General features: G+C 62.7%; 16 protein-coding genes and 1 tRNA gene. 6 read left to right on the top strand and 11 right to left on the bottom strand.

The window, feature by feature from the left end:
• Window positions 1-88: 88 nt before the first annotated feature.
• Both V8P86_RS02965 and btuC read right to left on the bottom strand, forming a co-directional pair.
• Entirely contained in the window at window positions 89-1,258 is a 1,170-nt protein-coding gene (locus V8P86_RS02965; RefSeq protein WP_336325751.1) for a heme ABC transporter ATP-binding protein, read from the bottom strand.
• On the bottom strand, window positions 1,255-2,355 hold the full coding sequence (gene btuC, locus V8P86_RS02960; protein WP_336325750.1) for a vitamin B12 ABC transporter permease BtuC: 1,101 nt from the start codon (window positions 2,353-2,355) through the stop codon (window positions 1,255-1,257). The genes V8P86_RS02965 and btuC overlap by 4 nt, the downstream gene beginning before the upstream one ends.
• 60 nt (window positions 2,356-2,415) lie before the next feature.
• Between btuC and V8P86_RS02955 the strand changes: the two genes are divergently transcribed.
• The 4 genes from V8P86_RS02955 (at window position 2,416) to V8P86_RS02940 (ending at window position 7,263) form a co-directional block, all read left to right on the top strand.
• The gene (locus tag V8P86_RS02955) at window positions 2,416-3,594 is read left to right on the top strand and encodes an ABC transporter substrate-binding protein (protein ID WP_336325749.1); all 1,179 of its coding nucleotides are present in this window, start codon (window positions 2,416-2,418) and stop codon (window positions 3,592-3,594) included.
• Between the two features lie 47 nt (window positions 3,595-3,641).
• Window positions 3,642-3,715 (top strand) — tRNA-Lys (locus tag V8P86_RS02950).
• 437 nt (window positions 3,716-4,152) lie between these two features.
• Window positions 4,153-5,001 carry a hypothetical protein gene (locus V8P86_RS02945; protein ID WP_336325748.1) on the top strand — a complete coding sequence of 283 codons (849 nt, stop codon included), beginning with the start codon at window positions 4,153-4,155 and terminating at the stop codon, window positions 4,999-5,001.
• A gap of 183 nt (window positions 5,002-5,184) precedes the next feature.
• On the top strand, window positions 5,185-7,263 hold the full coding sequence (locus V8P86_RS02940) for a S9 family peptidase (RefSeq protein ID WP_336325747.1): 2,079 nt from the start codon (window positions 5,185-5,187) through the stop codon (window positions 7,261-7,263).
• A gap of 16 nt (window positions 7,264-7,279) precedes the next feature.
• Here V8P86_RS02940 and V8P86_RS02935 read toward each other — a convergent pair whose 3' ends face one another.
• The 8 genes from V8P86_RS02935 to V8P86_RS02900 form a co-directional block, all read right to left on the bottom strand.
• Window positions 7,280-7,924, bottom strand: a complete 645-nt coding sequence (locus V8P86_RS02935; RefSeq protein WP_336325746.1) for a DsbA family protein — start codon at window positions 7,922-7,924, stop codon at window positions 7,280-7,282.
• 7 nt (window positions 7,925-7,931) lie between these two features.
• Window positions 7,932-8,612, bottom strand: coding sequence for a DUF7119 family protein (locus V8P86_RS02930; RefSeq protein ID WP_336325745.1), 681 nt, complete (start codon window positions 8,610-8,612; stop codon window positions 7,932-7,934).
• Window positions 8,613-8,676: 64 nt separating this feature from the next.
• The gene (locus V8P86_RS02925) at window positions 8,677-8,802 is read right to left on the bottom strand and encodes a DUF8595 family protein (RefSeq protein ID WP_336325744.1); all 126 of its coding nucleotides are present in this window, start codon (window positions 8,800-8,802) and stop codon (window positions 8,677-8,679) included.
• Window positions 8,803-9,224: 422 nt separating this feature from the next.
• Complete coding sequence (locus tag V8P86_RS02920; protein WP_336325743.1) at window positions 9,225-9,779, bottom strand: GTP-dependent dephospho-CoA kinase family protein; 555 nt, start codon at window positions 9,777-9,779, stop codon at window positions 9,225-9,227.
• The gene (gene spt4 / locus V8P86_RS02915) at window positions 9,779-9,976 is read right to left on the bottom strand and encodes a transcription elongation factor subunit Spt4 (protein ID WP_336325742.1); all 198 of its coding nucleotides are present in this window, start codon (window positions 9,974-9,976) and stop codon (window positions 9,779-9,781) included. The genes V8P86_RS02920 and spt4 overlap by 1 nt, the downstream gene beginning before the upstream one ends.
• Window positions 9,976-10,554, bottom strand: a complete 579-nt coding sequence (locus tag V8P86_RS02910; protein WP_336325741.1) for a DNA-directed RNA polymerase — start codon at window positions 10,552-10,554, stop codon at window positions 9,976-9,978. The genes spt4 and V8P86_RS02910 overlap by 1 nt, the downstream gene beginning before the upstream one ends.
• Before the next feature lie 21 nt (window positions 10,555-10,575).
• Window positions 10,576-10,950 carry a type II toxin-antitoxin system VapC family toxin gene (locus V8P86_RS02905; RefSeq protein WP_336325740.1) on the bottom strand — a complete coding sequence of 125 codons (375 nt, stop codon included), beginning with the start codon at window positions 10,948-10,950 and terminating at the stop codon, window positions 10,576-10,578.
• Entirely contained in the window at window positions 10,947-12,179 is a 1,233-nt protein-coding gene (locus V8P86_RS02900; protein ID WP_336325739.1) for a translation initiation factor IF-2 subunit gamma, read from the bottom strand. The genes V8P86_RS02905 and V8P86_RS02900 overlap by 4 nt, the downstream gene beginning before the upstream one ends.
• Window positions 12,180-12,419: 240 nt before the next feature.
• Between V8P86_RS02900 and V8P86_RS02895 the strand changes: the two genes are divergently transcribed.
• Together V8P86_RS02895 and V8P86_RS02890 are read left to right on the top strand one after the other, a co-directional pair.
• Window positions 12,420-12,575 (top strand): DUF7563 family protein, encoded by a 156-nt coding sequence (locus V8P86_RS02895; RefSeq protein ID WP_336325738.1) that lies wholly within the window; start codon window positions 12,420-12,422, stop codon window positions 12,573-12,575.
• Between the two features lie 81 nt (window positions 12,576-12,656).
• Window positions 12,657-12,824, top strand: a complete 168-nt coding sequence (locus V8P86_RS02890; RefSeq protein WP_336325737.1) for a hypothetical protein — start codon at window positions 12,657-12,659, stop codon at window positions 12,822-12,824.
• On the opposite strand, the gene V8P86_RS02885 is transcribed toward V8P86_RS02890, so the two are convergent.
• Window positions 12,821-13,396 carry a mechanosensitive ion channel domain-containing protein gene (locus tag V8P86_RS02885; RefSeq protein ID WP_336325736.1) on the bottom strand — a complete coding sequence of 192 codons (576 nt, stop codon included), beginning with the start codon at window positions 13,394-13,396 and terminating at the stop codon, window positions 12,821-12,823. The genes V8P86_RS02890 and V8P86_RS02885 overlap by 4 nt on opposite strands.
• Window positions 13,397-13,445 lie beyond the last annotated feature (49 nt).

Below are 13,445 nucleotides of genomic sequence, written 5' to 3'. Positions count from 1 at the left end.
GCCCACGTGTACTTATCTTCCCCGCTTTTCGCGGGGCTGATGGGATTCGTCGATACGGCTGACCGGCCGAGACTGCGTCCTCGTCCCCCTATTTGCCGAGTTCCCGAACCGTCGCCAGCAGTTCCTCCTCGGTCGTGACCAGCGTCGCCGTTCCGCCGTCGCTAACGGCCCGGATCTGCTCGGCCTCGTCGAAGCCGGTCCGAACGGTCGGCACCGAGTCGTCGAGCGCTGTCGCGCCAGCGTTCTCGCCCGTCTGGACGACGACATCCGCATTGCGCCAGCACTCCTCTGCGTCTGCTCGTGCGCGGGCGTCGGGTTCGCTGAACGGCGGCACCGTGATCGCCGGACAGCCGAGATTGTCGGCCAGTTCCGCGGCCACGTCGCCCTCGGGGACTGGCCCGAGCGTCACGTCGTAGCCGGCCAGCCAGCAGCGTCGAAGCACCCGGCGGGCAGACGGTCCGTGCCCGGCGACGTGTATCCGCCCAGTTGCCGACTCCTCGTCCACCGCGGTCACTCTTGGTGTGCCGGTCACGGGATCGTCCGTCACCGCTGTTCGGGTCTCGAAGGCCGTTTCGAGCGCCCCGTCGGCCAGCACTCGCTCGGGGGCGCCCTGTGCCTGTACCGCGCCGTCGGCGAGCAAGACGAGTCGGTCACAGAAGCGGGCGGCCAGATCGAGGTCGTGAATCGCGGCGACGGCGGCCCGCCCCTCGTCGACCAGTTGCTCGACGAGACCCAGCACCTGGATCTGGTGGTTGATATCCAGGCTCGCCGTCGGTTCGTCCAACACGAGCACGTCGGGTTCCTGCGCGAGCGCGCGGGCGAGGAGGACACGCTGGCGCTCCCCGCCGGAGAGGTCGTCGACCGCTCGCTCCCGCAAGTCGAGCATCTCCGTCCGTTCGAGGGCCTCTTCGACGGGATCGGTCTCATCGCTCCAGTCCAGTCGCGAGCGATGCGGCGTCCGCCCCATCTCGACGATCTGCTCGGCGGTAAACGAGAAGCCGATCGAACTATCCTGTGGAACTGTCGCCACCTGGCGGCTCACCTCCCTGGAAGACAGCGTCGAGATGTCGGTACCGTCGAGTGTCACCGTCCCGCTGTCCGGTTCGAGTAGCCCGTTTAACAATCGCAACAGCGTCGTCTTGCCTGCCCCGTTTGGCCCGACGAGGCCGACGAATTCGCCTTGCTCGACGGTAATGTCGACGCCGTCGAGTACCGACACGTCGCCGAATGAGTGGCGAAGATCAGTGCCGTCGATCATAGCGCGTGCACCTCTCTGCGGCGGAGTAAGAAGAGGAAGAAGGGCGCGCCGACGGCGGCGGTGACGATGCCGACCGGGACCTCTGCCGGGCCCGAACGAGCGATGGTGTCGGCGAGTACGAGAAAGATCGCGCCGGCGAGCGCGCTCGTCGGCAGCAGAATCCGGTGGTCCGGGCCGACGATCAGCCGCATGATATGCGGGATGATCAGCCCGACGAAGCCGATGACGCCGGTCACGGCGACGCCGGCGGCGGTGATGATACTCGCGCCAGCGAGCAGCAGCCGTTTCGTCCGCTCGACTTCGATCCCGAGCGCGTCGGCATCTTCCTCGCCCAACAGCATGACGTTCAGATCCCGGGCGTAGACCACCAGCAGCACGAACGTGATGGCAGTCACCGGCAGCGTCGCCTCGACATCGCCCCAACTGCTAAAACGAAGGTGACCCATCAGCCAGAGGATCGCCTCTTCGAGATTCTCTCCGGAGTACAACAGCATATACGAGACGACTGCACCGAGGAACGTCTGGATCGCGAGGCCGGCGAGCAGAAGCGTCGCGACCGGCGTCTGACCGTTTTCGGTCGCGATGAGATAGACGCCGAAGGCCGCTACCAGCGCGCCGACGAAGGCCGCCGTCTGCAGGCCGAAAGGCAGTGCGAGCGGAAAGGCGATGGTCGCCACCGCACCGACGGCCGCTCCGGAGGAGACGCCGATGATCGAGGGGTCGGCCATCGGATTCCGGAAAAACCCCTGCATGACAGTCCCGGCGGTCGCCAGCCCAAAGCCGACGATCGCTCCCAGCAGAATCCGCGGCAGGCGAATCTCCTGGATGATGATCTGATCGGTCGCCGGAACAGCGAGGTCGAACGGCTGGCTATACCCCAGATCCGCGATCGGCACCCCGACGGTGTGGGTCCCGAACCCGGCCTGGGCCCAAGACAGGCCGACCTCGGAGGGATACGCGACGGTGTTGACCAGCGCCTTCGCGACGGTCCAGTACCCGATCTCGACCGGCCCGACCGTCGCGCTCGCGAGAACCACTCCGATCAGCAGCGCTGCCAGCGACGCCGACCAGACGAGGACCCGCAACCCAATCCGCATTGTTTTGCAAGTCCATTTTCTTTAGCCAAATACTTGTTGCACTATCGTCTTGGGGTGCATATGCAGATTCGCGCACTTATCGTGACACTGGTCGTCGTTCTCGCGGTCGGGCCGGCACTCGCCGCGCCTGCCGGTGCACAGCCTGTTGGACAATCGTCTGGTGATCTCGCCCATCCGGGCCACGGCAGCGGCGTTACGCAGGATGGTGCCTGTGACTTCCCGTACACAGTCGAGGATGCCACGCCGGACCGGGCCGGCGGACCACAGAACGTCACCGTCGAAGAAGAACCGGAAGAAGTCGTCGTCCTCGCGCCGAACGTCGCTCAGCACATGTGGGAGATCGGCGCACAGGAGAAGGTCGTCAGCATGCCTGCTGCCAACACCGACTATCTGGAAGGCAGTGAGGCGGCCGCCGACGAGGAGCTTCTCGTCGAAGGACAGAGCGGATTCGACGTTCCGAACACTGAGCACATCGTCGATCTCGACCCGGACCTCGTCCTCTCGCCGAACGTCATTCCCGGCAGCGCCGTGCAGGAACTCCGTGACGCGGGCGTGACGGTCTATCACTACCCGCGAGCGACCAGCTTTCGGGATATCACGACGTTAGTCGACCAGACAGGTCGGCTCGTCGGAGCCTGCGACGGCGCGGCAAACCGGACCGCCCAGATGTCCGACCGGATCGACTTCGTGGCTCAGGCCACGGCCAACGTCGAGGAACCGTCGGTCTTCTACGATCTCAGTCAGGGTGACGAGGATCTCTACACCGTCAACGCCGCGGCCTTCGAGCACGAACTGCTCGACTTCGCAGGTGCGGAGAACGTCGCCGCCGAGGTCGAAGGCCAGTTCGGCAGCGGCTATCCGCAGATCAACCAGGAGACTGTACTCAACAAGAGTGTCGATATTGTCGTCTCGCCGGGGCCGCTGAGTGACTTCGCCCAACAGCGGTTGGTCGATCAAGTGGGTGCCGATGTCATCCAACTCAACGGCGATCTCATCAGCCAGCACGCGCCGCGGACCGTCGACGTGCTCGAAGCGCTCGCCGAGGAACTCCACCCCGAAGCGATGGAGGACGCGCGTTCACAGGCCGAGGACCCGCCAGCGGACAACGACACTGACGACGCGATCGAGAACCAGCAGAACAACTCCGAGAGTTCTGATGGCTCCGGTCCCGGCTTCGCGGTCGGTGGGGCCGTCGCAGCGCTGCTGGCACTGGCGCTTGTTGCCAGCCGGCGGCGGTAATCGCGTTCCGTAAGTACTTAGCCACTGACCTCCCAACGAGTATTCGAGGGCCGGTAGCTCAGTTAGGGAGAGCGTCTGGCTTTTAACCAGATGGTCGGGGGTTCAACTCCCTCCCGGCCCGCTAAACTTTTCTCGTCGGGTTTCCTCGCGAGCCTTCGGCTCGCGGCTGCGCCGCTCGCCTAACGAGGTCTCACTTCGTTCGACCTCGCCCTCGCTGCGGGAACCCTCCTCGAAAACTTTAGAAGCCAAAAGCCGGGCGCTCGCTTTTCGAGACGCTCCCGTTGGTCGCGTCTCGCACCGTTCGCGCCCGGTGAAACGGCTCCCTTCGGTCGCCGTATTCTAGTTCAACTCCCGGGAGACGCGGCGCGTCTTCCGACCCTCCCAGACGTTTCACGTTTGCTCGGTCACTCCCGGCCCGGTTTTCTGCGAACGACAGTGAGCAGTGAAAACGCCCCGGAGACGCGCAGTACCGCCCGACCCTCGTAAACGCTTCCACTTTGCTCATACCGTGCCGTCGCTGCCGTGGGTTTTATTTTCACTAGCACTCTACGTGAATTCATGGCTCGTACTCGGAGAAATGTTCTCGCGACCTCTGCTGGTGCACTCGCGGTCGTGGCCGCAGGGTGCGGTGTCTCTGACCTCGACGAACCCGTCAGGCCTGTCCCCCCGTATTGGCAGCAGTGGATCCCCGCAGAAATCGTCACTGATAGCGACGCTTCCCTCATTCACATAAACACTCACTGGGCACGAGATCGCTTCTCCGGGTTTTACGACCAACTCAGCGTTTCAGAGACGGCAGACTCCCTCGGGATCGATCCAGCGGAGTTGACTGGTTTCTTGACCACGTCTGAGGAAAATCGCAATTTCTCAGTCTTCACTGGGGGTGTCGACCGGGAGGCGATCCTTGAATCACACCAACAGGCTCCGGAGGAGGAATATCGCGGGTACGATCTATTCCGGAACGATGATCGCGGCGATACCGCCGTTGGTGAGTCTCTCGTCATCGTCGCGGATAACGTGGAGCAAGTGATCGACGTGATCGAAGATGAACTCGGATATCTCGGTGACGTCGAACACGACTGGAACGAGATGCTCTCCTATCTCGATAATCCAGCGTTTGGATCAGCACAGGTCGGCCTCCCAGACGGCGCGACCCTGTCGCGTTCTCCGGAGCGGACTATCACACACACCGGAGAAACGAGTTCAGAAGACGTCTCAGTGACGAACCGATTACAGTATCCGAGTTCAGAGGCTGCTGCAGATGTCGTAGACGAAAACGACCCTGCTGATTTTGAAACGTTCTTCTCGTGGGGCATTACGTTCTCAGGCGCGACCCACCGAGGACGAGAAATAATTGTTGAGGGGCGAGGACCGAGAGACGATGCCCCCCGACATGTGATCAGGTAGTAGTCGCGTACTGACAGGCCCGTTCACCGCTCATATCCCTGCCAGCAGGTGGTCTCTGAATAAACCAAATATCTAACCTATCGCCCTACCGCCTTCCCGGCAGACGAAATGGAGAGTGTCCTATGTTCTGTCTCGACGACAGCTATCCGCTAGAATTTTCGGTGTTCGGTAGCACAGGGAGGTATGGCTCGGATCGAGGCTGCGGATTTTCACGAACTGACGCAGGCCGCGTCGCCACGACTCTCACCCGACGGGACTCGTGTGGCGTACCTTCACCAGACACCGAAAGACGACGACGAATACGAGGCGACCATCCACATTGTCGACGCCAACGGGGGAGAACCGCGGCGGTTCACGCTCGCAGAGGGGGTCGACGCCGAACCGCGCTGGAGTCCCAGCGGCGACCGCCTCGCCTTCACCTCGACTCGCGGGGCCGACGACGACCGCCAGCAGTTGTGGGTCCTGCCGACCAACGGCGGCGAAGCCACACAGGTGACCAGCGTCGTCGGCGGCGTCGGAGATATCGCCTGGTCACCCGACGGCGAACGAATCGCCGTCGTCCAGCAGGTCACCGAGGAAGACCGCGAGCAAGACCGGGATATCGAGGTTCCCGAGGAGTTCGAGCCAGCAACGCCGGATCCCCGAGTCGTCGATCGGACAGTCTACCGGAGCGCAGAACGCTATCACGACGGCAAACGCAGCCAGGTGTATCTCGTCGATCCCGATGGCGGCGACATCGAGCGCGTGACCACCGCCGACCGCGACCACGTCAGCCCAGCCTGGGGGGACAGCGAGACGCTGTATTTCGCCTGCGACGGGGACGTGCCAGACCCCGACGACTCGCTGGCGACCGAAATCCGGCGGTACGACCTCGACGGCGGCGACACCGCGGTCGTTCACGAGACGGCAGCGTTCCAGCCACAACTCGCAGCCAGCGGAGACCGAGTCGCATTCGCCTACACCGATCCAGACGAGGGGACGATGGCCCAGACGGAACTGCACCTTCTCGACGGCGAGGGCGGTGTGCACGTCTTGACCGCCGCGCTCGACCGTTCGGTCGGGCAAACGGCCCCGGTCTGGGACGACGAGACGCTGTATTTCAGCACTCCCGACGAGGGCGCGACGGCACTGTGGGGCATCGACGCGCCCGAGCGATCCGAGCCAGCGGAGACACCACAGCCAGTCGAGACCGAACCGGAGCAGGTCGTCCGCGAGGAGTGGTCCGAAATCTCTGGCTTTCACGTCCGGGACGGGCAAATCGCGTACGTCCAGAGCAGTTGGGATCACCCTGGCGACCTGTTCGCGGCTGACCTCGACTCCGGAGAACAGCGCCGACTCACCGAGTGCAACGCCGAGTATCTCTCTGATCGGGCCGTTCAGGAACCTGAGGAACTTCGCTACTTCGTCGGTGACGCCGGCGAGCAGGCGAGCGACGCGACCGCGCAGGGCTGGGTGCTGACACCGCCCGAGTTCGACCCCGAAGCGGAGTACCCCCTGGTCGTCGAGGTCCACGGCGGACCCCACGCAATGTGGACGACGAGCGGGACGATGTGGCACGAATTCCAGAGCCTCGCCGCTGCCGGCTACGTCGTCTTCTGGTCGAACCCTCGTGGGTCGTCGGGCTACGGCCAACAGTATATGCAGGCCATCGAACGCGACTGGGGCGCGGTGACGGCCAGCGATGTCCTCGCGGGCGTCGAGGAAGTGACCGAGCGGCCGTACGTCGACGAGGACCAACGCTTTCTCACCGGCGGCAGTTTCGGCGGCTACATGACCGCCTGGCTGGTGAGTCAGACTGACCAGTTCACCGCCGCCGTCTCACAGCGGGGCGTCTACGACCTGATCGGGTTCTACGGCTCGACCGATTGGGCGTACAAACTGGTCGAAGACGAGTTCGACACGACGCCGTGGGAGGATCCTGCGTTCCTGCAGGAGCACTCGCCGACGGGCCACGCTCACGAAATCGACACACCGACGCTCGTCGTGCACAGCGACGACGACTATCGGACGCCGATCTGTTCCGCCGAACTGTTCCACCGCATCCTCCGCAAACACGGCGTCGACACCCGCCTCGTCAGGTATCCCGACGAGGGCCACGAACTCTCTCGGAGCGGACAACCGGGACATATTGTCGACCGGATCGAACGGATCGTCCGCTGGTTCGACGGCTACGCCGACGACCGAGACGTTTCCCCTGCTCTCGAACGCGACCCGGACGCGGGGCTGAGTGTGGCCGAATCCGCCGATACGACAGAGGACTGACCTCGAAAATCTCGCGCTACTGGAGGGCGTCGTCGATGGCTGCAGCGACGGGATCGAAGGCAATCTCGTCGCCCCACTCGACCGTCGATCCGTTCACGACGACAGTCGGCGTGCTGTCGATGCCCTCGTCTTCGGCCTCCGATGTGTAGTGTGAGACCGTCTCGTCGTAAGCTTGTTCGGTGGCATCTTCCCGGACCCCCGACTCTTCGACCGTCAGCTCCGCAGCCAACTGTTCGTACATCTCGGGGGAAAGATCGCCCTGATTCTCGAAGAGTGCGCCGAGATACTGGAAAAACACCGAGTCGTCGGCGCGGTTCTGAACGGAGCGGGCGGCGTTGGCCGCCTCCCACGAGACTTGCTTGTCGACGGGCAGGACCATATCGTGGAATTCGTAGCGGATCTCGTCCGAATCGAGATACTTCGATTCGATCTGCGGGAGGATCTCGGTCTGATACGTTGCACAGTGCGGACAGGCGATATCCTCGTAGACTTTGACGGTCACGGCCGCCTCGGGATCTCCTTTGAGCGGGACGGAAAGCGGCTGGCCGGAGGCTTGTTCGCCCGGATCACGGCCGTTCGAGAGACAGCCAGCGAGCGTGCCGGCGGCTCCTGTGACCGTCGCGGTCACGAACTGGCGACGGGTGAGGGAGAAGGCCGTCATCGGTCGATCACTCTCTTCGATTCCGGAATTGTGCGAGCAGCGCCTCGTTGATGATTTCTCCGGGCGGGATGTCTTCGATAGAGGCGCGGCGGCGCAGTTCGCCGTAGATATCCCGGTCCAGCGTCACCGTCACTTCGCCGAGCGTGATCTCTCGGGCTGCGAGCGCGTCGGCGACATCGGTGCCGTCGTTGATCTCGCTGGCAATCGAGCGGACCTCCCGCACAGTCAGATCGTGATCGAGCACGGCCCACGCGAGATGCAGTCGCGCTGCTCCCGACACACGAGCGATGTGTTTCGCTGCGGTCGGAGCGATCCGTCCGCGGGCAACCTGTCGGCGAATCGACTGCGGGAGATCGTGGACCCGTGACCACTTGCGGATAAAGGAGACTGTCACGTCGTCGCCTGCCCGCTCGGCTGCGGCCTTGTACGAGCCTTCGCCTCGAACTAACGCGGCACACGCCGCCGCTCCGCGGAGCATGAAGACGTTGTCGTCGGCCCCCGCTGTGTTCGAGGCGAAGGCCACGACAGTCTCGGCGGCGAGCGAGAGGCTCTCCGGGTCGTCCGGATCGAACTGCACTGCCTCGTCCGGATCCTGCCCGGTGATCGAGGGATCGCCACGGATAACCGGCTTCCCGACGGGTGACTGCCGGTCTGTTTTGAAAAATTTCCGTGAGCCGTCGTCCGTCATTACCTGTATACACGGGATGGGGATTCAAAAACATCCCGCGTCAAGTGACTGCGACCGTTCACGTTCAGTCGTCGCGTTCTTCGGACATGTGCTCCCAGATCTCCGCACAGCCACATCCGTCCTCGACATCCTGCAGATGCTCTCTGATCTCCTCTTCCTCGTCGTCCTGATGTTTTGAACTCGCTGTCATGATTGTGCGATATGTGCGACCGTACCCGGCCAACGACGACCAGGTAGCCTACACTTCCTATCCCACCATAGACGCTCTACCCTCTTAACTACGCCTACAGCCGTAAACGCTACCATTACTCCCTAATACCAGCAACCACTTCCGCTACCTCAGACGTGACACTCGCGACCGGTTTTTTCACTGTCTTCGTCTGCTGCTGGTTCTGGATGCTGGGCACGCTCGATACAGTTCGCTGTCTACGTCGACAGGTCTCGGTGAGGTGTCGATTCATTCGCCCCGGAAAACGGCTCTCCGACCCGGGGTCGGACCGTATTATCCTGATTACCTCGCTGTTGCTCGTCTCGGTCAAGACTCCGTCATACTGTCCGCCGATAATGGGGCAAAAATCTCTGATATCACGGTGTCGGGGGAGTCGGACTGACTCAGGCGTCGACGCCGAGCAGGTCCCAGAGGCGGGCGGTATCGCCGTCCATCCGCGAGAGAATGTCCCGGCATCGCTGTCGGGCCGTCTCCTCGACTGCTGTCAACACCATTCCCTCTCCGGGTTGTCCGTAGACGAGACTCGTGCCCTCGGGCGCGACGAGGATGGTCGGCAGCGCAGCGAGATCCTCCTCGCCGTCGACATCGAGCAGCGTCGAGCCCTCGCGTTCGAGTCCCGTCCGCAACGCGGTGAGCAGTTCCGCACTGAGCGTCCCAGCGGGATTCGACACCTGCTCGACCGTCCCGAAGCCCTCGAAAGAATTGATCGTCTCAGCGATTTCGGGACTGACAGCCGAGCGCTCGGTCCGCTCGTCGACCATCGCCAGTTTCGGCGTCTCACCGCCCTTGATGAGATGGTGTGTCACCACGTCGCCGATGGCGATCAGCGGCTGACTGGCATCGGCTACGAGCGTCGGGGTATCAGTGTAAATCGGGCCCAGCGGCTCTTTGAGTTCTAATCTGAGTTCCTTCGGCAGTTCGACAACGATATCGGCCATTACCGGACTTTCAGGGCGTACTGGCCCGGTTCGGTTACTTCCATCTCCTCGGCGATGTCGGATTCTTCCGGGTGGGAGATGACGACGTATCCCGCCCAGTCCTCGGTGAGTGAGGTCGATCCGCAGGCGACGCAGGCTTCGATCTCTGCGCTGTCCTGGATGCGGTGACAGTCCCGGCAGACGAGTCGGTCCGCCATCAGCTCTCACCGGCTTCCGCCTGTGTCTGTCGTTTCTCCCGGTCTTCCTGCAACCAGCCGTGTTTGCCCAGCCCGATCTGTTTGGCCGTCAGCCCGATCTTCGAGTCCCGGGGGTTGCGCTCGTCGATGCTCTTCGTGACGATTCGTGCGCGGACGGCATCGCCAGTTCCGATCGTTCGATTCGTGTCCCGCGAGGCGAGCTGCTGATTCTCGCCGTCGTAGGCCAGATACTCGTCGGAGATCTGGGAGACGTGCAGGAGTCCGTCGACTGGTCCGATACCCACGAAGGCACCGAAGTCGACGACCTCGACGATTTCGCCGTCGATGACTTCCTGCATCTGCGGATCGAAGGTGACCGCGTCGAACTCGGCCTCGTAGTAGACGCCAGGTTCGTTCGGTATGACGGCTCCTTCGCCGATTTCGTGAACGTTGACAACGGAGACGACCGAGCCGACTTCTTCGTCGACGCGGCCTTCGAGTTTATCCTGTAGTAGTTTCTTGACGAGATCCGGCGTGACCTCCGCCAGATGCTCCGGCGGTACCTCGACTGTATCGCGTAGTGTGACCCGTTTGTACATATCTGATACCCGTTGAGACGATTACTGAGTGATACCTAGTTTATTCTTCCCGCGTAAACTAATTACCGATACGCCCGCTTCGTGTGCCCTGTCTACAAGCGGCTTGTCGTTGGTGAGCAGGTGTGCCCCCTCGTCGACCGCGAGTTCGAGGACGGCATCGTCGGCGTAATCCGCGTCGGTCGAGCGGATCTCACAGCGGTCGGTCGCGAGATCGTATCCGACGCTCGCGGCTTTCGCTTCCTCGCCTGCTCCGTCTGCAAGCTTCTCTAGTTCTGTCACCACCGACTGGGCGGTGAGACACGCCGGCCCGTCGAGCAGTCGGTCGAGTTCGTCGAAGACACGAACGTTACATTCGACGGGCATCATGAGCGCGTTCGTATCCAGAACGACAGTCACTGTAGCGTTCCGTAGCCGATCAACCGCCACCGCGCGCCGACTCGACGGTTGATCGCGATCTTATCGCCCGGTTCGGCACAGACCGGTCGTTTGAGCGTGACCTCACACTCTCCCTCGCGGGCGCTGGTGACCGAGCCGACGGTCGTCGCCGTCCCGATGGTGAGCATGAGCGGTTCGCCCGTCGAAATGTCTTCGATCTCGCCGGCACCTTCCTCGCTGCCCACCAGCCGGTCCAGCAGACTGACGCCCATCGTGAACGATTCCTGCACCGGCGGAAGCGTCCCCGGCGGTCCGGCGACCTGCCCGGCTAACGCGTCGCCTTTGGTGACGGAGGGATCGAGTCCGGTCCCGACGCCGAGCAGCCCGCCCGGCGTCGCCGTCTCGACATCTTCGCCGCCGGCCTGCAGCGAGCGAACCGTCGTCGTCAGTGGCTCCCACTCGGTCTGGCCGCCTTCTTCGACCTCGCGGCCGGGTCGGAGTTCGATCTCCTCGCCCGCCGTGAGTTGGCCCTGCGACAGCGAGCCACCGAGCACGCCACCGACCAGCGAGTCCCACGTCGTCCCCGGCCGGTTGATGTCGAAACTCCGGGCGACGAGCAGTTCGGCGTCCGCGTCGGGGTCGCGGTCGGGAGTCGGAATTTCTTCTTCGACCGCCTGCATCAGTAGATCCATGTTGACGCCCTGCTGGGCGCTGATCGGAACGATCGGCGCGTCTTCGGCCACTGTGCCGGAGACGAACTCCTTGATTTGCTGGTAGTTCTCCTCTGCTTGCTCGCGGTCGACCAGATCGATCTTGTTCTGGGCGATGACGATGTTCTCGATGCCGATGATATCCAGCGCCATCAGGTGTTCTTCGGTCTGGGCCTGCGGGACCTCCTCACTGGCCGAGACGACCAGCACTGCGCCGTCCATCAGTGATGCCCCCGAGAGCATCGTCGCCATCAGCGTCTCGTGACCCGGTGCGTCGACGAAGGAGACCGTTCGGAGGTATTCACTCTCCGAGCCGTCTGGACACTCCTCGTCGACGGTGTAACAGTCGGGTTCGTCCAGCCCCGGGCACTGTCTGAACGTTGCATCGGCGTACCCGAGCCGGATCGAAATCCCCCGCTTCATCTCTTCGGAGTGTTGATCCGTCCACTCACCACTCAACGCCTGGACGAGTGTCGTCTTTCCATGATCGACGTGACCGACGAGTCCGATATTTACCTCCGGTCGCTTGTTCGATGTCATCTCGGGAGTAATCTCGATGAATCTTGGCCTTCTACGAGTGATAAAGCTACTGTTTTATATTCGTTTTCCGGCGTCCGCCACCCGTCGTCGGTCGACGAGAGTCCCGCCCACGGCCGCGCTGGCCGGCGGTTCAGCGCTTTCCGTCCGCCCCATTGCCCTTCGTTTCATCTGCAGGCCGATTCTTGCCGGTTACCTACCTGTACAGAAGGTTTATAATCCGTGAAAAGAGCCTATGAAAGAATGCCAAACTGCCAGAACTGCGAGTCGTTCGTGACAGAACGGTACGTCAGGGTATTTACGCCGGAGCAGTTCGACCGGCCGCGAGTCTGTCCGAACTGTGAGGATAAACTCAGGGAAGGGGCGGAGATTCGAGAAGCACGCTCGACGCGCGGATAACCGATCTTTTCGGCTGTCGGTCCGCCGGGTTGGTGCGGACCGAGCGGTGGGGGTTTTACTGATGGCTCACCAACCCACGGTATGCGAGTCGCCCGAACCGACAAATCCGACATCTGGCATCTCCTCGGCGCGCGCGGGTGCGGTGCCAGTCCCGACGGAGAACAGATCGAGGCGCAGTGGCCGAAAATCAGGGATCGCGTCGAGCGAAGTAGCGGAACGAAATGCGGGAACTGCAACTGGCCGCGCTAGCCCGTCTCCTCGACCTCCTCGCTCGCTTCGCTCTGTTTGGCTCGCTTGGTCCACTCCGCTTCGACATCTCTGTTCGCGAGGACGACGGTATCGCCGTTGTCCATCGTGAACCGGCTCTTTCTGAGTTCGATCGCCGCGACGGTTCCTTCTGTCTTGTCGACGACGACTCGATCACCGACTTCGAAATCCGGATCTTGCAGGAGGTAGACACCGGCGACGGTATCCTCGATCATCTCAGAGAGCGCGTAGGAGATGCCGAGCGCGATGAACCCGACCGCCGTTCCGAGACTCGCCGCAATGTCGCCGAAACCGACAATCGACAGAAAGGCCAGCGCCGCCCCGAACCACAGAAAGATCCCGACGACGGTCACCAGCAACTGGACAACCAGTGCCTCCCGTCTCGAATAGTAGCGCCGGAAGACCGATCTGAGAACGCCCAGCGCGAGCTTGATGAGGACATACGCCACGACCGCGAAGATAGCGCCCGTGATCAGTTTTGGAATCGCTGTCTCGATCCCCCGGAACACTTCGTCGAAGGCTTGTTCGACGGCCAGTGGTCCTGTGAATGCCATACTCTCCCCGCGTCCGGTAGCTTGAAAAGAATTATCGTCGCCCTCCTCA

This window comes from Halovenus anhuiensis (assembly GCF_037080055.1).
Lineage (GTDB): Archaea > Halobacteriota > Halobacteria > Halobacteriales > Haloarculaceae > Halovenus.
This window is presented reverse-complemented; position numbering and strand designations above follow the sequence as displayed.

Bases quoted from the DNA above. Each gene is read 5' to 3' on its own strand.
- V8P86_RS02965 (WP_336325751.1), bottom strand. From the start codon at position 1,258: ATGATCGACGGCACTGATCTTCGCCACTCATTCGGCGACGTGTCGGTA.
- btuC (WP_336325750.1), bottom strand. From the start codon at position 2,355: ATGCGGATTGGGTTGCGGGTCCTCGTCTGGTCGGCGTCGCTGGCAGCG.
- V8P86_RS02955 (WP_336325749.1), top strand. From the start codon at position 2,416: ATGCAGATTCGCGCACTTATCGTGACACTGGTCGTCGTTCTCGCGGTC.
- V8P86_RS02945 (WP_336325748.1), top strand. From the start codon at position 4,153: ATGGCTCGTACTCGGAGAAATGTTCTCGCGACCTCTGCTGGTGCACTC.
- V8P86_RS02940 (WP_336325747.1), top strand. From the start codon at position 5,185: ATGGCTCGGATCGAGGCTGCGGATTTTCACGAACTGACGCAGGCCGCG.
- V8P86_RS02935 (WP_336325746.1), bottom strand. From the start codon at position 7,924: ATGACGGCCTTCTCCCTCACCCGTCGCCAGTTCGTGACCGCGACGGTC.
- V8P86_RS02930 (WP_336325745.1), bottom strand. From the start codon at position 8,612: ATGACGGACGACGGCTCACGGAAATTTTTCAAAACAGACCGGCAGTCA.
- V8P86_RS02925 (WP_336325744.1), bottom strand. From the start codon at position 8,802: ATGACAGCGAGTTCAAAACATCAGGACGACGAGGAAGAGGAGATCAGA.
- V8P86_RS02920 (WP_336325743.1), bottom strand. From the start codon at position 9,779: ATGGCCGATATCGTTGTCGAACTGCCGAAGGAACTCAGATTAGAACTC.
- spt4 (WP_336325742.1), bottom strand. From the start codon at position 9,976: ATGGCGGACCGACTCGTCTGCCGGGACTGTCACCGCATCCAGGACAGC.
- V8P86_RS02910 (WP_336325741.1), bottom strand. From the start codon at position 10,554: ATGTACAAACGGGTCACACTACGCGATACAGTCGAGGTACCGCCGGAG.
- V8P86_RS02900 (WP_336325739.1), bottom strand. From the start codon at position 12,179: ATGACATCGAACAAGCGACCGGAGGTAAATATCGGACTCGTCGGTCAC.
- V8P86_RS02895 (WP_336325738.1), top strand. From the start codon at position 12,420: ATGCCAAACTGCCAGAACTGCGAGTCGTTCGTGACAGAACGGTACGTC.
- V8P86_RS02890 (WP_336325737.1), top strand. From the start codon at position 12,657: ATGCGAGTCGCCCGAACCGACAAATCCGACATCTGGCATCTCCTCGGC.
- V8P86_RS02885 (WP_336325736.1), bottom strand. From the start codon at position 13,396: ATGGCATTCACAGGACCACTGGCCGTCGAACAAGCCTTCGACGAAGTG.